Source organism: Proteiniphilum sp. UBA5384 (assembly GCF_002410825.1).
In the GTDB taxonomy this organism is placed as follows: domain Bacteria; phylum Bacteroidota; class Bacteroidia; order Bacteroidales; family Dysgonomonadaceae; genus Proteiniphilum.
Genome location: NZ_DHOS01000002.1, coordinates 1 through 23,793, shown reverse-complemented (window position 1 = coordinate 23,793; position 23,793 = coordinate 1). Strand labels below are relative to the sequence as shown.

Annotated in this window: 15 protein-coding genes and 1 tRNA gene; 7 read left to right on the top strand and 9 right to left on the bottom strand. The window is 44.9% G+C overall.

Translation table 11 applies throughout. The annotated features are described in order from the left end of the window. Positions 1-34: 34 nt before the first annotated feature. From B4G81_RS01270 to B4G81_RS01260, 3 genes are all read left to right on the top strand, one after another. Positions 35-5,608, top strand: coding sequence for an alpha-2-macroglobulin family protein (locus B4G81_RS01270; RefSeq protein ID WP_294079264.1), 5,574 nt, complete (start codon positions 35-37; stop codon positions 5,606-5,608). Beyond that, a complete protein-coding gene (gene pbpC / locus B4G81_RS01265; RefSeq protein ID WP_414703144.1) occupies positions 5,605-7,959 on the top strand; it encodes a penicillin-binding protein 1C in 2,355 nt (784 codons plus the stop codon). The genes B4G81_RS01270 and pbpC overlap by 4 nt, the downstream gene beginning before the upstream one ends. Positions 7,960-8,248: 289 nt before the next feature. Next, on the top strand, positions 8,249-8,911 hold the full coding sequence (locus tag B4G81_RS01260) for a hypothetical protein (protein ID WP_422662140.1): 663 nt from the start codon (positions 8,249-8,251) through the stop codon (positions 8,909-8,911). A 175-nt stretch (positions 8,912-9,086) separates the two neighbouring features. On the opposite strand, the gene B4G81_RS01255 is transcribed toward B4G81_RS01260, so the two are convergent. The 8 genes from B4G81_RS01255 to B4G81_RS01220 all read right to left on the bottom strand — a co-directional run bounded on the left by B4G81_RS01255 (position 9,087) and on the right by B4G81_RS01220 (position 16,909). Next, positions 9,087-9,464: a hypothetical protein gene (locus B4G81_RS01255; RefSeq protein WP_294079257.1), complete on the bottom strand. Its 378-nt coding sequence runs from the start codon at positions 9,462-9,464 to the stop codon at positions 9,087-9,089. Next, positions 9,465-9,689, bottom strand: a complete 225-nt coding sequence (locus B4G81_RS01250; protein WP_294079255.1) for a hypothetical protein — start codon at positions 9,687-9,689, stop codon at positions 9,465-9,467. It lies immediately after the preceding gene. Between the two features lie 73 nt (positions 9,690-9,762). Continuing rightward, the gene (locus tag B4G81_RS01245) at positions 9,763-10,404 is read right to left on the bottom strand and encodes a hypothetical protein (RefSeq protein WP_294079253.1); all 642 of its coding nucleotides are present in this window, start codon (positions 10,402-10,404) and stop codon (positions 9,763-9,765) included. Positions 10,405-10,665: 261 nt separating this feature from the next. Continuing rightward, a complete protein-coding gene (locus tag B4G81_RS01240; RefSeq protein ID WP_294079250.1) occupies positions 10,666-11,523 on the bottom strand; it encodes a fructosamine kinase family protein in 858 nt (285 codons plus the stop codon). A gap of 52 nt (positions 11,524-11,575) precedes the next feature. Continuing rightward, the gene (locus tag B4G81_RS01235; RefSeq protein ID WP_294079248.1) at positions 11,576-14,206 is read right to left on the bottom strand and encodes a valine--tRNA ligase; all 2,631 of its coding nucleotides are present in this window, start codon (positions 14,204-14,206) and stop codon (positions 11,576-11,578) included. Between the two features lie 45 nt (positions 14,207-14,251). Beyond that, positions 14,252-15,418, bottom strand: coding sequence for an exo-beta-N-acetylmuramidase NamZ family protein (locus B4G81_RS01230; protein ID WP_294079245.1), 1,167 nt, complete (start codon positions 15,416-15,418; stop codon positions 14,252-14,254). A 31-nt stretch (positions 15,419-15,449) separates the two neighbouring features. Further along, on the bottom strand, positions 15,450-15,842 hold the full coding sequence (locus B4G81_RS01225) for a MerR family transcriptional regulator (RefSeq protein WP_294079243.1): 393 nt from the start codon (positions 15,840-15,842) through the stop codon (positions 15,450-15,452). Positions 15,843-15,967: 125 nt separating this feature from the next. Beyond that, the gene (locus B4G81_RS01220) at positions 15,968-16,909 is read right to left on the bottom strand and encodes a class I SAM-dependent methyltransferase (RefSeq protein WP_294079241.1); all 942 of its coding nucleotides are present in this window, start codon (positions 16,907-16,909) and stop codon (positions 15,968-15,970) included. A 258-nt stretch (positions 16,910-17,167) separates the two neighbouring features. Between B4G81_RS01220 and B4G81_RS01215 the strand changes: the two genes are divergently transcribed. Further along, positions 17,168-19,468, top strand: a complete 2,301-nt coding sequence (locus tag B4G81_RS01215) for an inorganic phosphate transporter (RefSeq protein ID WP_294079239.1) — start codon at positions 17,168-17,170, stop codon at positions 19,466-19,468. Here B4G81_RS01215 and glmS read toward each other — a convergent pair. Then, on the bottom strand, positions 19,429-21,270 hold the full coding sequence (glmS, locus tag B4G81_RS01210) for a glutamine--fructose-6-phosphate transaminase (isomerizing) (RefSeq protein WP_294079237.1): 1,842 nt from the start codon (positions 21,268-21,270) through the stop codon (positions 19,429-19,431). The two genes, B4G81_RS01215 and glmS, sit on opposite strands and share 40 nt — an antisense overlap. Before the next feature lie 285 nt (positions 21,271-21,555). Between glmS and B4G81_RS01205 the strand changes: the two genes are divergently transcribed. The 3 genes from B4G81_RS01205 (at position 21,556) to B4G81_RS01195 (ending at position 23,754) form a co-directional block, all read left to right on the top strand. Next, positions 21,556-21,726 carry a hypothetical protein gene (locus B4G81_RS01205; protein WP_294079235.1) on the top strand — a complete coding sequence of 57 codons (171 nt, stop codon included), beginning with the start codon at positions 21,556-21,558 and terminating at the stop codon, positions 21,724-21,726. A gap of 402 nt (positions 21,727-22,128) precedes the next feature. After that, the gene (locus B4G81_RS01200; protein ID WP_294079233.1) at positions 22,129-23,463 is read left to right on the top strand and encodes an NADP-specific glutamate dehydrogenase; all 1,335 of its coding nucleotides are present in this window, start codon (positions 22,129-22,131) and stop codon (positions 23,461-23,463) included. Between the two features lie 217 nt (positions 23,464-23,680). Further along, positions 23,681-23,754, top strand: a tRNA-Arg gene (locus tag B4G81_RS01195). The last annotated feature ends 39 nt before the right edge of the window (positions 23,755-23,793 follow it).

The following is a 23,793-nucleotide window of genomic DNA, read 5'->3' as shown; positions in this document are numbered from 1 at the left end:
AGCACATCAGCACATCAGTAAATCAAATAATCATATGAAACGAATACTTGTCCGTCTTCTTTCAGCCTTATTCATGGCTATTTTATTATTATCGATTGGTTGCAATACAAAAAAATCGAAAGAGATTGATCCTGAATTTGCCCGGTATATCTCTGCATTTACCTATGGAAATGTGTCAACCGATGCATTTATCCAGATTGAACTGGTACAGGAAATCCCTGCCGTGGAACTGAATGCGGAGGTAAAAGAGAATTTATTCTCATTTTCTCCTTCATTGAAAGGTCAGACTTTCTGGGTGAACGGGAATACCGTGCGTTTTGTGCCTGATGCAGGGGAACTTAAGCCGGGAAAAGAATACCGGGTTAGATTTCAATTGGGAAAAGTATTCAAGGTGGAGGAGAAATTCAAGCATTTCGATTTCTCTGTTCGTGTGAATGAACAAAGTTTTACTGCCGATATGCTTCCGTTTTCACCGATGAACTCCTCCAACCTAACATGGAACGGGGTAGAGGTAACAATGAATGTATCTAATCCGGTTTCGGTGGATGATGTAAGCAAAATGTTCAATGTAAAAGGGGAATCACAACCAAAAATCCGGATAACACCTGCCGGCGCCACATCATTCAGGGTGCAGATTGACAGTCTGAAACGGATGGATAAGTCCGGACAATATATATTAACCATTGACGGGAAAGCGATCGATTCGAAAAAGAAACTGGAATATACCATTGATATTCCTGCGTTTTCAAAAGATCATTTTGTAGTGACGGATGTACGGATGGTACAGGCGCCATCCCCCCATATCCGGCTGACTTTCAGTGATCCGGTTTCACAAACACAGGATATGACGGGATTGATCGTTCCCTCCGGGGTGAATAATTTCACTTATCGGATCGATAAAAATGTGATCAAGATATATCCCGAAACTTTTCCAAAAGGGCAAATCGACCTGCAAATCTATCAAGGGATTCAGAATAACTCCGGATTGATGCTAGATAAGACCTATCTTTACCAACTGCAGGTAGAAGATGATAAACCGCTGATAAAATTTGAAAAGAGCGGAAATATCCTTCCCGATGCGGACCATCTGTTGCTACCCTTCAGCGCTGTAAATCTTTGGGCAGTGGATGTGAAGGTCGTGAAAGTGTATCGTAATAATCTGCTGTATTACCTGCAAAGTTCATCCTTGAACAATAACCAATCCGGCAGTGAGTTACGCCGGTTTGGCCGCCTGGTAATGAAGAAACGGATTCGCCTTGACGGCGATAAGAAACTGGATCTCTCAAAATGGAATAACTTTTCCATCGATCTCTCCGATATGATGGAAAAAGATCCGGGAGCACTTTACATGGTACAGCTCTCGATGCAGCCGGAGTATTCGCTCTATGCCTGCGAGGGAATGAGGCCGCAGATTCCTGATGATGTGAATATGAACCGGTTTTCCGATAACGAAATCTCTGAAGAGGAGGAGGCTGTGTGGGATGAAACATCTCCCTATTACTATGAGCCGATGGATTGGAGCAATTATAAATGGGAAGAGCGGGATGATCCTTGTAAGCCCACTTATTACATGAATTATGAACGTAGGGTGCAGACCATGGTGATGACCTCCAATGTGGGTATTATTGCCAAAGCGGGACAAGACCATACCATGACGGTGGTGGTGACCGATATTCTCACTACTCAGCCTATGTCCGGAGCTGAAGTGACCGTATATAATTTCCAGATGCAGGTAATGGGATCGGGTAAGACCGATGAGAGTGGTTTCGCTGAAATCGACTATAAGAAAGGAAAACCGTTTGTGGTGACTGCCTCCAAAGGTGATGATACCGGCTATCTGGAAGTATCTGACCAGGCATCGTTATCACTTAGCCGGTTCGATGTAAGCGGGAAGGAAATGCAAAAAGGATTGAAAGGGTATGTCTATGCCGAGCGGGGTGTCTGGCGCCCCGGGGATTCGCTTTATGTATCTTTTATCCTTGAAGACAGAGAGAAGAAATTGCCTGCAGGACATCCTGTCACCCTCGAAGTCTATACACCGCGAGGTCAATTCTATCAAAGACACGTGAAGAGCGATGGCTTGAATGGCTTCTATACTTTTATTGTTCCGACAGATCCCGCTGTGGAGACCGGTGTATGGCAGGGGCAAATCAAAGTGGGAGGTACCACTTTCTATAAGTCCCTTCGTATAGAGACTATTAAACCCAATCGCTTAAGGGTCCGTATGGATACAGACTCCATTATCGATGCGACGAGCGGTGTAATTTCCGGTACCCTCGCTTCACAGTGGTTGCACGGAGCACCGGCTTCTAACCTGAAAGCGGATGTGGACCTGACACTTTATGCTTCGGATAATCCTTTCAAGGGATATACCGGCTATTCATTCAATAATCCGGTAGTGAAGTTCGAGTCAAGCAAGACAAAAATATTTGAAGGGGTGTTGAATGCTTCCGGCGTGGCAGGTGTGAATGCCAAAGTCCCTGTGGCCGAGAATGCACCGGGCATGCTGCGCGGGAATATCCTTTCACGGGTATATGAGGCCGGGGGCGATATGAGTTTTTATGCCCAGACGGTATTTTATTCGCCCTATAAGACTTATGTGGGGGTGAAAGCACCGGCATTGCGTCCCGGCGAGTTCCATGAGACCGACAGCCCGGTTCACTTCGACGTGGTCACGGTAGATGCTTACGGTAAACCGGTTTCGGGAAATGTGGAATATACTGTCTACAAGCTCAACTGGAGTTGGTGGTGGAACAGTACCGGTGAAGACCTGGGTTCGTATGTGAATAATACCGCCGCCAACGTAGTGGCAAAAGGGGATGTGACGCTCTCCAACGGCAAGGGGAAAGTCGATTTTCAGGTGGATTATCCCGATTGGGGACGTTACCTGCTGCTGGTGAAAGATAAATCGGGCAAGCATGCTACCGGAACGATTTTTTATGTGGATTGGCCTTACTGGCGGGGTCGTTCGGCCAAGACCGATCCGGAAGGGTTGACCATGCTGGCGTTCTCTACCGATAAGCCAACCTATGAGGTGGGTGAGAAAGCAACGGTCATCATACCGAAGAGTTCGGACGGACGTGTGCTGGTCAGTATCGAAAACGGATCGGGAATCCTCCATCGTGAATGGGTGAAGACTTCCGCCGAAGGTGATACCAAATATGTGATAGAGGTGGCCGATAAGATGGCACCCAACTTCTACGTGTTTGCGACCATGCTGCAACCGCACGCGCAGACGGTGAACGACTTGCCCATCCGGATGTATGGCGTGGTGAATGTGGGTGTGGAGAATAAGAAGAGTATCCTTGAGCCGGTAATCCGGATGCCGGATACCCTCCATCCTGAAAAAGAATTCACGGTGTCGGTATCGGAAAAATCAAAGAAACCGATGACGTATACCCTCGCTATTGTGGATGAAGGATTGCTCGACCTGACCGCATTCAAGACACCCAATGCGTGGAGCGAGTTCTATGCCCGTGAAGCACTCGGTGTGCGTACCTGGGACTTGTTCGACCGTGTGCTGGGGGCCAACACCGGCCTTATGGGATCGTTGCTGAGCATCGGCGGTGATGAGGCGCTAAGACCGTCCCGAGACAATGTGAACCGTTTCAAGCCGGTGGTGAAGTTTATCGGGCCGTTTGCTTTGAAGGGCGGTGAGACAAAAACACATACGATCAAACTGCCGCAATATGTCGGATCGGTGCGGGTGATGGTAGTAGCGGGAGGAGATGGCGCCTACGGCAACGCCGAGAAAACCGTGGCTGTGAAAAACGAACTGATGACACTCTCCACGCTTCCCCGCATATTGGGTCCGGGAGAAGAGGTATGGTTGCCGGTGAATGTGTTCGCGATGGAAAATAGCGTGAAGAACGTGCAGGTGTCCATCCAGACGAAGGGACTGTTGACACCTGCCGACGGAAAGTCTAAAACCGTCTCGTTTGATAAGCCGGGAGATAAAACCGTCTTCTTTAAATTGATATCCGCCAAAAAAACAGGAGCCGAGCAGGTGACGATAACCACATCCGGCAATGGTGCTTCATTCACCGAGACCATTGATATCGATATCCGTAATCCGAACCCGCCTGTGGTGCTCACCCAGGCTCAACTTGTTGAACCGGGGGCATCTGCTATATTTACGATCCAAACCGATGGCGTACAACCGGATGACTGGGCTACCCTCGAGCTCTCGCGTTTGCCGGGTGTGAATTTCAGTCAAAATATGAATTACCTCCTGGAGTATCCGCATGGATGTTCGGAACAAATCACTTCACAGGCATTCCCTATACTCTATGTGGAAGAATTTACCGTGTTGAAGGAAGACGAAAAGGAACGGATGACCGCCAAAGTGGATGAGGTGATCCGGATGCTTGCGTCACGGCAGACGGCGGATGGCGGTTTTGTATACTGGTATGGCGATCATTACGCGTCGGAATGGGTGACCACCTATGCGGGGCATTTCCTCCTTGAGGCGAGAAACAAAGGGTATGAAGTACCTGAAAGCGTGCTGTCGCGATGGATCCAGTTCCAGAGAAGGCTCGCACAGAACTGGTTGCCTACCAATCCCAATCCTACTTATTACGCCGTGTCGATGATAGAATTACAACAGGCTTATCGTCTATATACGCTGGCCCTTAGCGGAAATACCGAGCTGGGAGCCATGAACCGTATGCGGGAACTTCCTAATTTGTCGCTGCAGGCACGCTGGCGGTTGGCCGCGGCTTATGCGTTGGCCGGCAGGAAAGAGGTGGCTAATTCGCTTGTTTTCAATGTGGCGGATGAGGTTGAACCGTATGGCTTTAATAACGACACTTACGGGACATCGGAACGGGATAGGGCAATGATACTGGAAACTTACCTGCTACTCGACAATGTGGAGAAAGCGATGTCGTTGGCTCCATCCGTGGCAGAATCATTGTCGTCGGGTTATATCTCCACGCAAACCGCGGCTTTTGGGTTGATAGCCATGGCAAAACTCGCCGAGAAGATGGGTACGGGTAATATCGATATCGACTGGACACTGAACGGTAAAAAGATGGAGGGGGTAAATACACCCAAGGCGATCTACCAGGTAGATGTGAAGCCGGATGCCAACCTTGCGGTCAACCTGACCAATAAGGGGAATGGCAAACTCTATGCCCGTCTTTCCGGGCGGACACAACCGCAGGTCGATTCGGAATACGAACCGGTACAAGGGAAATTCAGATTGTCGGTGCGGTATGTCGATTTGAACGCCAATCCGGTGAATGTGGAATCGCTCCGGCAGGGAACGGAGTTCACGGCGGTGGTCACTGTGCAGAATGGGGTGGAGGAGGCATTCACCGATCTCGCCTTGACACAGGTATTCCCCTCCGGATGGGAAATTTTCAATGATCGGGTACTCGAAGCGGATGCTTCCTCTGCCGGCGCTGGTTACAATTACCGGGATATCCGGGACGACCGGGTACTGACTTATTTCAACCTGGGTGCCGGACAAATCAAAACATTCCGGGTGCGCCTGCAGGCTGCTTACCGGGGTAATTACTACCTCCCGGCGGTATCATGCCAGGCGATGTATGCGCCGCAGGAAGAGGCGAGGAACCGGGGAATGTGGGTGAAAGTCGTGGAATGATGAGGAGATGGTTTCACGCATTAAGCCGATGGAAAAAGATCTTTTTAGTGCTCCTTGCTTTCCTGCTGGTCTGGTATCTTTTCTCCCTGCCCCGTACGTTGTTCAACTCGCCTTATAGTACGCTGGTATCGGACCGGAACGGGGAGCTGTTGGGTGCGCGTATTGCTGCCGATGGGCAATGGCGATTTCCTCCGGCCGACAGTATCCCGGAGAAATATAAGATATGCCTTGTCCAGTTTGAGGACAGGCATTTCCGGTATCATCCGGGAGTCAATCCGCTGTCGCTGGGTAGGGCGATGGCACAGAATATAAAGGCTGGCCGAATCGTGAGTGGCGGAAGCACCATCACCATGCAGACTGTACGGTTGATGCGTCGGAACAAACGTACCTATTTCGAAAAGTTTATCGAAGTTATCCTCGCTACAAGGCTCGAATTATCACGTTCTAAAAATGATATCCTGGTCCTCTATGCTTCCCATGCACCGATGGGTGGAAATGTGGTGGGTATAGATGCTGCTTCGTGGCGTTATTTCGGGCATAGTGCCGGATCGCTTTCCTGGGCGGAGGCGGCAGTGTTGGCCGTATTACCCAATTCGCCTTCGATGATGCACTTCGGCCGTGACCGGGACGGGTTGTTGAAGAAACGCGACCGTCTTTTGAGGCAATTATACGATAACAATATCATTGACCAAACAGACTATGAGTTGGCTTTATTGGAGCCGTTACCCAACCATCCGCATCCTCTGCCACAGATTGCGCCCCATCTGGTAACTCAAGCCTATCTACAGCGCCCGGGCAACCATATTCAATCCACGATCGATAAACATTTGCAGGTGCGTACCGAAGAGGTGCTGAATCACTGGAATAAGGAATTCTCGCAAAATGGTATTTTCAACCTTGCGGCATTGATCGTCAATCTGGAGACGAATGAAGTACTCTCTTACAACGGAAATGCAGGTTTTGGTACCAATGCTTATGGTAGTCAGGTCGATATTATCCGGTCACCCCGGAGTACGGGTAGTATTTTAAAACCCTTTCTCTATTGTGCCATGTTGCAGGAAGGCGTGTTGCTTCCCTCGGAATTACTTCCCGATGTCCCCATTAATATCAACGGTTTTGCCCCCAAGAATTTCAGCCTTGGATACGATGGGGCAGTGCATGCCGATGAGGCGCTAGCCCGTTCGTTGAATGTGCCATCAGTGGTTTCACTACGGAAATATGGGGTGCCGAAATTCTATGACTTTTTGAAAAAAGCCGGGATGACCACCCTCAACCGGCCTGCCGATCATTATGGTCTTTCCCTGATCCTCGGCGGCACCGAAGGAACGCTATGGGATATCGCCAACGCTTATGCGCGAATGGCACATACTGTGATGGATTATAACCGGGATGGGAAGTATTATGCGTGGGAGAGTTTCAATTTGGTGTGTGATGAACATCCATCCGGAGAACGTAGACCGGATGAATCGCCTCTGTTCAATGCAGGAGCCGCATGGCTTACCTTACAGGCATTGACCAATGTGAACCGGCCGGAAGAGTTGAACCGCGACTTTGTACCTTCTGTCAGGAGAGTCGCATGGAAAACAGGTACCAGTTATGGATTTAGGGATGCATGGGCAGTGGGAGTGACACCCAAATACCTGGTTGCCGTGTGGACCGGAAACGCGAGCGGCGAAGGCCGTCCGGGCCTCACAGGCGCACGGACGTCTGCCGAGGTGATGTTCGACCTGTTCAACATCCTGCCTGCGACGGGATGGTTTGGTACGCCCTACGGAGAGCTTGTCGAAGCGGCCATTTGTCGTGAAAGCGGCCAACTGAAAGGACTGTACTGCCCCGAAACTTCTATCGATACATTGCTTGTGCCCGCACGGGGTTTGCAGGGCTCTGTTTGCAGTTATCACAGTTGGGTTCATCTGTCGGATGACGGTCAATACAGGGTATACGAACAATGCGCGGGGGACCGTGGAATCCGTACTGTTTCATGGTTCCGATTACCTCCCTCCTGGGAATGGTATTACAAACAGCGACATCCCGGTTATCGTTCCCTCCCTCCTTATTCACCCGAATGCGCTTCCGGGAACCTCTCCGATGCGGTGATGCAGTTTATCTATCCCTATCCGGGAGCAATACTCCGGATAACCAAGCAAATGGACGGTTCACGTGGCAAAGCTGTTTTCGAACTGGCGCACCGTAACCCTTCCACACGTGTTTTCTGGCATCTCGGCGCAGATTATCTGGGAGAGACATCTAATATCCACCAGATGGAACTCTCTCCCGATCCGGGAGAATATATCCTCACCGTTGTCGATGAAAATGGTGTCTCGGTATCAATACGGTTTACAGTTGAATAATCAATCTGCCAATATCTGCCCTGCTCCAATGTTATATAACTCAAAAGATAGGGATATTGGAGGCGCTTTGTAAATTGTATATTGTATAATGCTACTGTAAAAAGGTGAATAATTTTACATATTCAAAAAAATGCGTTGTCTTTATGCAGGTTTGAAATATCAAAATCATAACAATTATGCAAGTTACAGATTGCGGATTTGTTCACTACCTGTACGGGGTAATTCCTTGAGAAAACCGGCTGATAGGGCTTATTGGGGCAAAAGGAACGGGTAAAACAATCTCGAACAGATCAATCTTGCATTGCTGACCTCTTGCGGGAGTGGACTTCCCTTATGGTATCAAATACTTCCGGGAAGCATGTCCGACAAGGTGGTGCTGAACCACGTCCTGTCGACGATGAAAAGGATGGATATCCCGAAGTTCGTTGACGACCGGGGCTTCTACAGCGAGCACAACCTCGGGATACTCTCCTCGGGAGGTTACAAGTTCACCATACTGGTTCCCTCCCATATAGCCTGGCAAAAGGAGCTGATCGCTGAACACCGGGATTCCCTGATGCGGCCGGACCATCTCCTGGAGGAAAACGGCAGCCTCATTTACGGGAAAACCGTTTACAGGAAAACCGATCATAGTCGGAGATGGCATCATATATACTTCGCTCCGGCCAGGAAGGACAAGGTGATCGCCTCCTTCATGCAGAAGCTCAGGGGATTGAAGGACGAGCTGGACGGGGAAAAGCCGGTAGAATCTCACAAATCCCTGTATGACAAATACTTTATCATCAAGGAGACGACAGAGCGGGGACGTAAGGTTATCTATAACGACGAAGCGATACAGGAGTTTATCAACAGCGACAACTACTATTGGGTATTGCTCTCCACCTCGGCCAAAACGGCTCGTGAAGGACTGGAGGAATATAAGGATGTCCACACCACGACTACCTCCGCCTAGAGGCTCGTCTTCGACATCTTCGGCATACCCTACACCTTCAATGGAAAGGAGAGTGTCCCGGAAACCGACGGGCAATAAATATGGTTACAAATTTGCGGAAATTTCGGTCTTTAAATCCTGTTTACATCTGGTTTACCCTTGGCACAGCGAAGATACAATATTGTTTCAAATTTTGTTAGATAGATATGCTTTTGCTGGTTTGGTTTTTAATAAAGAAGACAAATTGTCGAACATAATTCAAGCCTATATCTTCAAAAATTTGAACAGTTGCATTTTTATCGTTCAGTTCTTCTTCCTCTAATCTCCCAAGTCTATTTAAAATGTCTGGTTGGTTCGCAAATCTAAATTCTTGTAGAATGTTTTCAAGCATATCTCTTCTTTTTAATAGAATCTCTTCATATACAAAGATCATGTAAACATGAGTCGGTAATGATAATTCAGCTAAAACATGGAAGGTATTTCTTTGCGATTCTTGCGCATCTTTTAAGAGTTGAATTTCTGTTGTTACGTTATTCATTAAATAGTCAACAGCCACTTTGTGTAACAGTTTCATTCAATTAAATATTTCATGATCTGTTGGAGGATTTTTGAAATAGAGATAATTTTCATAAACGGGATGGTTGGTGGGTAGTCCGAAATTTTCCAATATTCTTTCTTGAATTTCTAATATTTCCTCGAATAAGTCTCCATTATTTTCAGGCCCACCTTCTTGATTTAATATTACCTGCTTTTCCGATAATTTCCTTAATTGGTGACGCAATTGAATGTTTTTATCCATAATTATATTTTTAATATGTTTTATACCTCATGTTCCTGATGGTTGAGTGCTTATCAAACTGATTAGATCAAAATCACTGAAATCCAATACTATTTTCCTCCCAATCTAATTTACCCGCTGACCAAAAAATAAAGTCTAGTTTTTTAGTTGTTCCTAAATTGTTTCCTTGAAATTTTTCGTCAAAGAGTGTTATTACTTTTTGGATGCTATTATTCTTAATGAGTAATTTATAAGTATCTTCAATTTCTTGTAATTGTTTTTTGTAAAAATCTACTTTTTCATCAAAGCTTAGAACTGGTTTTGCTCGGCTGAATGCAAACACCTTAGCCACTTTACTATCATAAATTGGTTTGTTGCTATGGATGGTATTTTGCATCTTGGAAACAAAAGAAAATTGAATAGTACGTTGCTTTTTATAATTTTCAATGTCATTGAGTTTCTTCAGTATTGTATGAAAATCAAAAAAATGGTCAGGTTTGCTATATCTTTCTAAAAGATTGAAGTATTCGGTTTTGAATTCCGCTGGTAGTCCCGCATTATCAAGTCGATAAAAGCTTCTGTAGACAAACTGAAATAAATAATTATCAGTTATATTTTTTTTCTCATACTCCTTTCTTAGAAAATTGTAAACTTCAATACTTTCGTATGAAATATTGTCTATGATTGCTTGAGTATGGTTGTTGATTATTCTTGCTATTTCGTCTGTTGTTCTCATATTTGTGGTTTTTTGGAAATTATTCATTCATTGGTTGCTATTATTTTTATATTGATTTATAATGGTTTAGCATTAGTCTATATGGTGACATGGAGATAACGAATTATCGAAAAATTATCGAAAAAAGCAACAGGTATTTATATAAATATCAGTTGGTCGGAGTAATTATTCATGATATTTTTCCCAGAATTCTTCAGTTGTCATCTTTTTTTCTTGCAGAGATAGCTTTTTCTCCCGTGAACAGATTAATTGAAAGTTATCTCAAAAATACCTTTTCAGGATGGAGGCGACGGAAGGATAGCAACTGCTGCCAAAGAGGTTGAGATGCACCAGCAGGTAATAGAGCTGGTATAGTTCGATCTGTATATTGTATTGAGGTGATTGTGGGATGATCTCGTGATAGGCTTCGTAGAAGCCGGGGCCAAAGCCACCGAAGAGACGGGACAGGGCGATATCTACCATTGAATGGCCCCAATAAACCGCCGGATCGATCAGGTAAGGTGTGCCGTCTGTTGCGATCAGGTAGTTGCCGCCCCAAAGGTCTCCATGCAGCAATGATGGGTTTATATCGCCGGATATTTCTTGAAACAGGGATATGGCTTTCCTTTCTTCCGGCATCATGTTTTTCTGTATTAATCCATCTTTAAGTGCCATTTGAAGCTGGGGAAGAATACGTTCAAACCAATAGAATTCCGGCCAGTTGACATGAGGATTATTTTGTTGGGGCAGGCTGCCGATAAAATTATCAGTGGGAAACCCGAAATCAGCGTGTGAATATTGATGCAATCGGGCCAATTGACTTCCGAGGCGTTGATAGTCGGAGTTATCGGGCCGTTTGCTTTTCACATAATCCATCAATAGGAAGGATTGACCTTCAAAGGAGTCCACAAAATGCACATGGGGTACGGCAATGGTTTTGGTTTCTTTAATTGCCTGGAGTCCTTCTTGTTCTGCAAGGAACATTTTCAAAGCAAAAGAGGCATGGTTTGTTTTCAAGAAATATTCTCTCTTTGCTGTGTCGATATGATATGCTGAGGAGATATCTCCACCGGAAACAGGTCTGGCAGAGATGATTTCCTCAGAAATTTTATCGGCAATATAAGGTATCCAATTGACCATGTTTTTCTATGTCTAATCAAAAGTGATCTTTGATTGATAGATACACTTTTTGCTATTTTCCGGAAGATAACGCCGCGATGTTCTCTTTCAATAGGGTGATTTTGCTTTCAGCGTCGGCTTGTTTTTTGCGCTCTCCTTCCACGATTTCCGGTTTGGCATTCTGTACAAACCGTTCGTTGCTTAGTTTCTTCATGACCGACTGTAAAAATCCTTCGGTATAGGTGAGTTCGGCTTTCAACTTTTGAAGCTCAGCCTCTACATCTATTTTTTCTGCCAGGGGAATGCTGTATTCTGTAGTTCCGATCAGGAAGCCGACCGCCCCGGGCTGCTTTTCCAAAACCGATGTGATGGATGCGAGGTGACACACCTTGGCAATCACACAGTCATATTGATGATTGTGCGGGCCAATTGCTTGTAGTTCCAATTCATCCTTGTTAGGGATATTTTTTTCCAGACGGATGGTGCGTATGCCGGCAACAACCTCTTTCAATGTTTCGAAATCCGCCAGTAGAGTGTTGTCTGTCACAGTTTGCTTTGGTTGAAGAGAGGTCATGATGCTTTCGCCTGCTTCCCTGTCATATAGAGCCTGCCACAGCTCTTCTGTAATAAACGGCATAAAGGGATGCAACAAGCGCATCAATGCATCGAAATATTGCAGTGTTACCTTGTATGTTTCCGTATCGATAGGTTGTTGATAGGCGGGTTTGATCATTTCGAGGTACCAGGCCGAGAACTCATCCCAAAAGAGTTTATAGAGCAGCATCAACGCTTCGGAGAGACGGTATTTTGAGAAGAGGTCGTCTAGCTCGATAATGGTTTCGGAGAGTTTGCTTTGGAACCACTCCGCGGCAACCTTCGCCGTCTCCGGTTGGGGAATGTTTTCATCGATTTCCCATCCTTTGATAAGTCGGAAAGCATTCCATATCTTGTTGTTGAAATTACGTCCCTGTTCACACATCGACTCATCGAAAGGCAAGTCGTTCCCTGCCGGTGAGGTGAGTAACATCCCCATACGCACTCCGTCGGCGCCGTATTTCTCCATCAGTTCGATGGGGTCGGGTGAGTTGCCGAGCGATTTGGACATCTTTCGTCCCAGTTTATCGCGTACGATCCCCGTGAAATATACATTCCGGAAGCAGGGCTCTTTTCGGTATTCATATCCCGCCATGATCATGCGTGCTACCCAGAAAAAAATAATCTCGGGGGCAGTTACCAGGTCACTTGTGGGGTAGTAGTAGTTGATCTCTTTGTTATCAGGATGGTTGATACCATCGAATACCGAGATTGGCCACAACCACGAGGAGAACCAGGTGTCGAGTACATCCTCATCCTGTTTCAGCTCGTCGATCGTCAGCGGGTAGTCCACTTTGGCCAACGCTTTTTTGAGGGCTTCTTCACGGGTCATCGCTACCACATATCCCCCTTGCGGCAGGAAATAGGCCGGTATCCGGTGTCCCCACCACAACTGGCGACTGATGCACCAGTCCTTGATGTTCTCCATCCAGTGGCGGTAAGTATTCTTATATTTTTCGGGATAAAAGTGGATGGTGCCATCTTCTACCGCTTCGAGTGCAGGACGTGCGAGATCATCCATCTTCAGGAACCATTGCATCGAGAGTTTGGGTTCGATGATGGCATCGGTACGTTCCGAAAAGCCCACCTTGTTGGTGTAAGGTTCCACTTTTTCCAACAGTCCGGCTGCTTCCAGATCTTTTTCAATCTGCTTGCGCACTTCGAAGCGATCCAATCCTACGTATCGGTCGCCATTTTCATTGAGTGTGCCGTCCTGATTGAAGATGTCGATAGAAGGCAGGTTGTATTTCTCACCCAGCATATAGTCGTTCACATCGTGTGCCGGCGTCACTTTCAGACAGCCGGTACCGAATTCGATATCCACATATTTATCCTCAATTACGGGAATGGCACGTCCGACTAACGGGACGATCACTTTTTTCCCTTTCAGATGGCTGTTTTTGGGATCTTCGGGATGGATGCATATGGCTGTATCACCCATAATCGTTTCCGGGCGGGTGGTGGCAACCACGGCATAATCCCCGTCGGGGTCCCCTTCGATTTCATATCTGAGATAATAGAGTTTTCCGGTCACTTCCTTATGGATCACCTCTTCGTCGGAAAGGGCGGTGAGGGCTTTCGGATCCCAGTTGACCATACGCACTCCGCGGTAAATCAATCCTTTGTCATGCAAATCACAAAACACTTTCAATACGCTCTCTGAGCGAGTTTCATCCATGGTGAAAGCAGTCCTGTCCCAGTCACATGATGCACCCAGTTTTTTTAGTTGTTCGAGGATGATTCCTCCGTGCTCGTGTGTCCAGTCCCATGCATGTTTTAGGAATTCGTCCCTATTGAGGTCATTTTTTTTGATACCCTGTGCGGCCAGCCTGTTCACCACCTTTGCTTCGGTAGCGATGGAGGCATGGTCGGTACCGGGCACCCAGCAGGCATTCTTGCCCTGCATCCGAGCCCTTCGGACCAGCACATCCTGTATAGTGTTGTTGAGCATGTGTCCCATGTGCAATACGCCGGTCACATTGGGCGGTGGAATGACAACGGTAAAAGGGTCACGTTCATCCGGTTCGGAATGGAACAATTTGTTCTCCATCCAGTACCTGTACCATTTCTCCTCTACCTCTGCAGGGTTATATTTGCTTGCAATCTCCATAATTTATATCTAAATGAAGTGCAAAAATACAAAAAGTATTTCACTTCACTCTTCGTATAGGAGATAAGGTTTTCGCTGCTGTTTGAATACTTCCACATCAAGAGCCCATTTTTTTCTGATCTCTTCAGTCGTTTTTCCGGCGATGATATCTTTACGGATGTAGTCTACCCCTACCAGTTTTTCGAAGAAAGAGGTGAAGAATTTCTCCCCCATATTCAGGTTATTATATGCGTCGATTACATAAGAAAGGTCGAATTGTTTTTCCCATATCAGTTCATTGGGAATCTCCCGCAGGTCTACCCCATAGCATCTTTTGTTGAGCAACGGCGGATTCTTGGCGCCGGGGATACTCCGTGGGGTGAATGAAAAACCGGATCCTTTGTATTGTGGATGGCCATATACTTCAAAAGGGAATGAAGTGCCCCGCCCCAGGCTCATCACCGTACCTTCAAAAAGGCATGTGGAAGGATAGAGGTAGATAGAATGGATATTGGGTAGATTGGGAGAAGGAGCGATAGGTAATTCGTAAAGGGTCTGATGGGTATAATTCTCACACGGCACCACTGTTATATCGCATATCCTGCCTCCGGGAAGCCACATCTCACCATTAATCATCAATGCCAGTTCCCCCAAAGTCATGCCATGCACTACGGGAATAGGTAACCATCCTACACCCGATTTATATTGCATGTCAAGGATGGGACCATCTACATAAAATCCGTTTGGATTGGGGCGATCCAGCACGATCATCTTTTTATCATGCTCCGCGCAGGCATCCATCAGGCGAGCCATGCTGGCATAATAAGTATAGAAACGGAGCCCCACATCCTGCAGGTCGAACAGCAGTACATCGAATTGTTTCATATTGTCTGGTGATGGTTTACCGTTCCCACTGTCATACAGCGACCAGATGGGGATGCCTGTTTTTTTATCAATTGAACTGGCTATATGTTCCCCTGCATCGGCGGTGCCACGAAATCCGTGTTCAGGAGAGAAGATCCCTACAATATTGAACCGGTGTTTGACCAGCATATCCACCAAGTGTTCATCCCCTGCCATTCCTGTCTGGTTGGTCATTACGGCAATTCGTTTCCCTTTTAGCAGGGAAAAATAAAGATCGATCCGCTCTGCTCCTACCTTTAAAGGTTTTTCATTTTGAGCTAGAATGGAGGCTGAAAAAAGTAAAATCGCGAGGAATAGATATTTTTTCATATTGGCATATTAGTCTTGTTACTCACATTGATTATTCCGTTTTTATTTTAGAGTATTTTTGTTTTTCATGGAGCTGGTCGAATTCTGTCTCCAGCGAAAGTAATTCTTTTTTGATTTCTGTAAGCCTGGAAAGTAGTTCTACCCGTTTCTCCTCCTCATCTTTTTTAGATTTCAGTGTATGCCGGGCTCCTTCCAACGTCATTCCTTTTTCTTTTACCAGATGATATACGATTTCCAGTTGTTGTATATCTTCACGAGTATATTGGCGGGTACCGCCGGCAGTTTTTTTAGGATTGATATTCTCGAATTCCTTTTCCCAGAAACGTAAGAGTGATATATTGACTGCAAAGTGGTCGGCTACTTCCTGAATAGAATAGAAGAGACGCTTGTCAGCAAATTGAATTGGTTTCTTTCTTTTTCCCATGATAATCTCTTTATAAATGGTTTTGGATGGAACAATTAGCCGGATAAATGTTGTCCGTTTCAAAAATAATACTTTCCGTCAGTAAGAACAAGTTTTTCTTTGTCATTCGTCATAATTCACTCTCATCATAAGTTCCCATTATCGGGTTTTGATTTATTTTCCTTTATTTTTGCAATATAGATGATAGAACTCGATTGCTCAATGTTGCCGAGCGAGCATAAAAAACCTATCGTACCTATTCCAAATGCCCTGCCGTAGCGTATAAAGAAGTTGCTTCCCTTGTATTTTTCACTCAGTAGGGAGATATAAAATGCATCCAATGGCATACATACTTTCTGTATGACTTTCAGACCATGTTTGTCGAGCAATTTTTCCAAGGGACCAGGGGAGAAATGCCAGAGATGTCGTGGAATATCATATGCCGCCCACCATTTTTTGTAAAACCTTGCATCATAGGATCGGCAGTTAGGGAGCGCGAGTACTACAATTCCTTCCGGCGTAATGATTTCCTTTATTTTTTGGATAGTTTCATTTAGTTTTTCCAGATGTTCCAATACGTGCCATAGAGTAACAACATTGTAAGATGAATTTTTTATTTCCCACAGGTTATTTTCATCATGTACTGGCAGCCCGGAACGGATGGCTGCATTCTCCCGTGCTTTTTCATCTTTTTCAATACCCGAAACAATCCATCCCCGCTCCTTTGCTGCCTGTAGGAAATAGCCTGTGCCGCAGCCTATATCCAGCAACCGAATAGGGCTATCCTTTTCAGGGACGTAGCTCGCTACCAGGCTGACTTTCTTTCTTAGCATCCGTTTCCGGAAATGGTGGTATAGCCGGTTGACTAACCCTTCGTTGGAATCGGAGTGGGAAATATAGTTGGGTGAGTCGTAATATCTGCCAATGGTATCTTCGGAAGGAAAATGATTGGTGAATCGAAATCCGCAATGATCGCAATCATATATAGGGAACATCTCTCCGCTTGAAAAATGATCTGCTGCATCAAAAATTTTTTTCAAATTGCCGGCGCCGCAAACCGGACATTTCATCAGAGTGATAGTAGTCATATGATAATATTCGGACATGAATATGGAACGTACCAGCCGTTAATCCGGACAGAATGATAACAACCAAATAATAATATTCGTATACAAACATTCAATTTTGTATACCCATGAAGCAACAAAGATAAGATTTCTAATGAATATTCCGGTGAACAGTACAAGGTTATTTTTGTTTTTCAAATCTTAACAATATTGTAACCAAAATGTAACCATTTTGTAACATTTATAGGAGACCTTTGTGCGGAATTTTTTTAGCATAAGATGGATCCTATTTACCTTATTATTGTAATTATCCTTTTAGGCCTTGCAGCATTAGATCTTGTTGTAGGAGTCGCAAACGATGCAGTAAACTTTCTTAATTCCAGTATTGGATCAAAAGTAGCTCCTCTTTGGGTTATTCTTACTGTAGCCTCTGTGGGTGTCATTATCGGAACAATGTTCTCAAGCGGTATGATGGAGATTGCAAGGAGCGGGGTATTTTACCCGGAGAAATTCACATTCCCGGCCATTATGATGTTGTTCCTGGCGGTGATGCTGACGGATATCATTCTCCTTGACCTTTTTAATACATTTGGATTACCTACTTCCACTACTGTTTCCCTGGTATTTGAACTATTAGGCGCTGCTGTGGCGATAGCACTTTTTTCCGTTGGGACTTCCGGGTCGGGCGAGCATATCGGGGAATTTATTAATAGTGGAAAAGCACTGGCTATTATAGGTGGTATATTTATTTCCATTGCTATTGCTTTTCTTGCTGGTAGCATTATCATGTATATATCCCGTTTGATATTCTCTTTTAACTATAATAAGGTATTTAAATATCTGGGGGCTGTTTGGGGGGGGATTGCTCTTACGGCTATCACTTATTTTGCCATTTTCAAAGGATTGAAAGGCAGTGTGCTAGTGAGTACTGATATGCTTCACTATCTGGAATACAACATGGCGACGGCTCTTCTGTATACTTTTGTCGGCTGGACGTTGTTCATGGGTATATTGCAACATCTTTTCCGGGTAAAGATATTAAAGGTGATCGTATTGACCGGAACAGCCGCACTGGCGATGGCCTTTGCAGGGAATGACCTGGTGAATTTTATCGGTGTGTTCATGGCCGGCTACGATTCATTCAATATAGCACAGGAAGTGGCTGCAACGGGCGGTGATATCAGCCAACTCCATATGGGGCGTTTATCGGAACCTGTGGTCGCCAGTATCTGGTGGTTGTTGGGTGCAGGTGTAATTATGGTACTGGCGCTTTGGTTTTCCAAAAAATCCCGCTCCGTCACCGAAACGGAAGTGAATTTAGCTCGCAAAGGGGATGGAGTAGAGCGATTTTCCTCATCACCTCTCTCCCGTAGTATGGTAAGGAGCAGCCTCAATCTCAGCAAATCTATCGACAAGATAATGCCGGTATCGGTAAAAGAATTTATTGACAGGCAATTTGAACCGGTAAAATTGGAAAATAGCGCTTCGTTCGACTTGATACGGGCATCCGTCAACCTTACCATTGCCGCCTTGCTGATCTCACTCGGAACCTCATTGAAATTGCCCTTGTCTACCACTTATGTGACTTTTATGGTGGCGATGGGTAGTTCGCTGGCCGACCGAGCCTGGGGACGTGAGAGCGCTGTGTATCGTATCAATGGAGTGCTTACCGTGGTAGCCGGTTGGCTCCTGACGGCACTGGTGGCATTTACCGCATCTATGCTTGTAGGGTTGTTCCTGATGTGGGGAGGGAAGATCGCGGTAGCAGTGATGGTACTATTGGTTATCTTTATCCTGTTTAAATCCGGAAGATTACACACTAAATTAAAGTCCAAAGAGCAACAACAGCAACAAATCCTTTCCAGTGAACAGCAATTAGTCACTTCCTGTAATGATGAGGTCCACCTAATGTTGGACAAGACACTCTTTATCTATAGAAGTATTGTGAAAGGGCTGAAAGAAGAGGATAGGAAGGTTGTCAAAAAAGCGATGGGCGAAGCCTATGGCCTTTATGAAAAATTCAAGGATAAACGGGATTATGAAGTGGTTCCCACATTGGAAAGTATACAGATGAATGCGCTGGATCTCGAACAGGAATATGTCCAACTGGTAGATTATTCCTATGAGATTACCAAATCGTTGAAAGCAATTTCGGAGGTGACTTTCCGCTACATCGACAACAATCATACCGCATTCTCAGAAGAGCAAATCGATGACTTGAAAGTTATGTATAAAATTCTCTCCGAAGCATTTATAGTATATGAGAAGATGGAAAAATCGGATGATTATAGCCAGTTCAGTCTGATTGTAAATATGAGGGAAGCAATTCTTGACTTGAATCCAAAACTGACCAAGCGTCAAATAAAACGGGTAAAGGCAGGTGAATCGACTACCCGGAGCAGCATTCTCTTCCTGAATCTGGTCAATGAATCGAAGATTATCACTTTGCAATCGAGCAATCTGATGAAATCTCACCGTAATTTTAAAGAGCAATATACCAAATCCATATCGAGCAGGGGAGGCAATTCACTTCTTGATACTTATTCAACCGTGACCGATTTCGCCAAGTTACGTGGCTGATCCACATCACATCCTTTCACCACTGCAATATGATAGGCCAGTAGCTGGAGAGGAATCACTGAAAGCAAGGGAGCCAGGCAGGGGACTGTCTCAGGGACTTCAACCGTATGAGATGATATATTTTTTATTATTTTGTCTCCCTCGGTGACTATCGAAACGATCCTCCCTTTGCGGGCTTTTATTTCCTGTATATTACTCAATACTTTTTCGTAAGTTTCCGATTGAGTCGCAATAGCTATTACAGGCATATCATTACTGATAAGCGCTATCGGGCCATGCTTCATTTCTGCTGCAGGGTAACCTTCTGCATGTATATAGGAGATTTCTTTCAGTTTCAGTGCACCTTCCAGGGCAATCGGAAAATTATATCCCCTACCCAGATAAATACAGTTGCTGGCATAGGTGAAAGTCTTTGCCAGTTCCGCGATCTGGTCGTTCTTTTTTAATACCTTATCTATCTTATCGGGTATCAGGCTTAATTCCCTGATCAGCTCCAGATATTTATCCTGTGAAATTGTCCCATTCTCCTTTCCGATAAGGATGGCCAGCATGGTCAGCACCGTGACCTGTGCCGTAAACGCCTTGGTGGAGGCTACGCCGATTTCAGGTCCCACATGAGTGTAACAACCAGAATGTGTATTCCTGGGTATGGAAGAACCGACAACGTTACAGATGCCGAAGATAAACGCCCCGTGTTGTTTGGCAAGCTCTACCGCCGCCAGTGTATCAGCTGTTTCACCTGATTGGGAGAGGGCGATGACAATGTCATCTTTGTGTATGACCGGCTTCCGGTAACGGAATTCCGATGAATATTCTACTTCTACCGGAATGCGAGCATACTCTTCAATGGCATACATACCGATCTGTGCGGCATGCCAGGAAGTGCCGCAGGCAGTGATAATGATTCGCTTGGCATTTAAAAATTTTTCCTTGTTGTCGATAAAACCTGCCAGAGTGATATTATCCTTGTCCACATTCACTCTTCCTCGCATACAATCACTTAATGAGTGAGGTTGCTCGAATATCTCCTTCAACATGAAATGAGGATAGCCTCCCTTCTCAAGCTGACTCAATGTCATCTCGAGTTGCTGGATTTGCGGAGTTTTCTCAATATTGGTTATCGTTCTGATCCTCAATGGTTCATTCCGAAGAATAGTAACAATCTCTTCCTCGCCAATATAAGTAACCTTATTGGTGTATTCAATAATGGGTGTTGCGTCTGAACCGATAAAATATTCATCTTCCCCTATGCCTACTACTAGAGGACTTCCTTTTCTGGCAGCGACGATCAGATCGGGATTATGTTTGTCGAGAACGGCAATGGCATAGGCTCCGACGACCTGTCCCAAAGCCAATTGTACGGCAGTCGGTAGATCTGTACCGTTGGTTTTTTTCATATATTCTATCAATTGTACCAGTACTTCAGTATCGGTTTCACTTTGGAATGTGTACCCCTCTTTTGTCAACCCTTCTTTTAGCACGGCATAGTTTTCAATGATTCCATTATGAATAATGGCGATCTCTTCCGATTGCGAATAATGAGGGTGTGCGTTATTATGCGTCGGTTCGCCGTGAGTTGCCCAACGGGTATGTGCAATTCCGATTGTTCCTGTGATATCTTTTTGTTGGGCAAATTGTTCCAGCTCTTCTACCTTCCCTTTCGCCTTGTACACTTTGAGATGCTCATTGTCGATCAACGCAATTCCGGCACTGTCATATCCACGGTATTCCAGCCGGTGGAGTCCTTTTATTAAGATGGGGTAAGCTTGCCTGTTACCTATATATCCGACTATTCCACACATAGTTGATTAATTTTAAATGGAAAATAATGAAAAAACAAATTGTAAGCGTGCAAAAGTGCATTATCTTTTTGAAATTTCAAAGAAAAAAGGAACTTAATGCATGTTCTTATGTGTCAATGATGTGAAATTATGCTTATGTGTGTCATTTTAATATTGTATTCAATTATTATAAGTCAAAATGATCGAAAAAACATAGATGATCTATCCTTAAAATTTTACAGGATTATTTTGCATGGAATGAAGGAGATCGTACCTTTGTGATATTATAAAGATTTTTCAAGAAATATGGAAAGAAGAAAACTTTCTACCACCCAGATTGCATGTATCATTATCCTTTGGATTATATTGGTAGCCTATATCCTTTTATATGCACAAATTACCACATTTACTATTATTTCTATTCTGATGTCGGGAGCCATCGTTTTTATTCCTGTTTACAGAAATCTAAAAAAATAGCTGTTTTTGTGACAGTTTTAATAAAAAAGTGTATAATATTTTTGTTTTAGAAATTTATTTATACCTTTGCATTTCAAAGTGGTTATTTGATAACAATATTTAATTGTGAGGTTTTCAGAAAACCGGACTCTGACAGATGAGGGTCCGGACTCGTGATTATTGTGAGGATTGCGTTTTATTCCCGTGTATCGGAGTTCCCTTCCATACAAACCTTAGTGTAAAAAATTACATTGACGCATGAAACAAGCATCTAAATCATTAGGTAAACGTGACATGATTTAAGCGAGTTCCATATGGATACATTTGAACTCTTTCGATAAGTGGATACAGAGACAAAACTTGTTTTGACTTCTGTTGAGCGCAGACAAGGTCTAATAAATTAAAAATAAATAGTTGAATCAGATGAAATCTTCAGAAGTTTTAGGTCTTCTAAAAAGGCGTTTTCCCAATGAGCCGGAATATCATCAGGCTGTAGAAGAAGTTGTTGAGTCCATTGAGGATGTTTATAATGAACATCCCGAATTTGAAAAAGCAAACCTGATCGAGCGGTTGGTCATTCCCGACAAAATCCATACCTTCCGGGTTACATGGGTAGATGATAAGGGTAACGTACAGACTAACATGGGTTACCGGGTGCAGCATAACAATGCGATTGGTCCGTATAAGGGTGGGATTCGCTTTCATGCTTCGGTATCGCCTTCCATCCTGAAGTTCCTTGCTTTTGAACAGACATTTAAAAACGCACTCACTACCTTGCCGATGGGCGGAGCCAAGGGAGGTTCCGATTTTTCACCACGCGGCAAATCAGATGGCGAGGTGATGCGTTTCTGCCAGGCTTTTGTGGAAGGCTTGTGGAAGGTAATCGGACCCAATACCGATGTGCCGGCCGGCGATATCGGTGTGGGGGGGCGTGAAGTGGGTTATATGTTCGGTAAATACAAGAAGCTGGCAGAGGAGTTCACCGGCACTTTTACCGGTAAGGGGCGGGAGTTCGGAGGATCGCTTATCCGTCCCGAAGCCACCGGTTATGGGAATGTTTATTTCCTGTTGGAGATGTTGAAAACCAAAAATATTGATATCAAAGGAAAGAAATGCCTTGTTTCCGGCGCGGGTAACGTGGCGCAGTATACCTGCGAAAAATTACTGGAGTTAGGTGCTATTCCTGTCACCCTATCCGATTCCGACGGTTATATTTATGATTCCGATGGTATCACTAAGGAGAAGCTTGAATTTGTGATGGAATTAAAGAATCTCTACCGTGGGCGTATTCGTGAATACGCTGAGGAGTATGGTTGTAAATATGTTCCCGGAGCACGTCCATGGTGTGAAAAAGGAGATATTGCCCTTCCTTCGGCCACACAGAACGAGATCGACCAGGCAGATGCCGAAACACTTGTGAGGAACGGTGTTCTCGCCGTCTCCGAAGGTGCCAATATGCCTAGCACCCCCGAAGCTATCGCAGTGTTTCAGCGCAGTAAGATATTATACGCTCCCGGCAAAGCCGCCAATGCGGGAGGAGTATCGGTTTCCGGATTGGAAATGACCCAAAATTCAGAACGTTACAGTTGGTCTGCAGAAGAAGTAGATGAGAAACTGAAATGGATTATGGGTAATATCCACGAGAATTGCGTGAAGTACGGTACCGAAAGTGATGGTTATATCAATTATGTAAAAGGCGCCAATATCGCCGGTTTTATGAAAGTTGCCAAAGCGATGATGAGTCAGGGAATTTTATAATATGAATACTTTGACATACAGGAAAATGAATTGACCTTCAAAAGTTGGCGAAAACTTTTGAGGATCATTTAACCAACTTCAATGAGATAGGTGCAATGAATTTTAAGGGACAATAAGCCCACGCAGCCCAAATCCTGAGAAGATATATAAATTAGCGATTCAGATATTTTTTTTATTCTGAGAATTGCGTTATTTTTGCAGCCTGATTCAAAAGGATGGTCCGGTAGCTCAGCTGGATAGAGCAACAGCCTTCTAAGCTGTGGGTCGGGGGTTCGAATCCCGCTCGGATCACTGATTGGGACAAGTCTGAAAATAACAGATTTGTCCCCT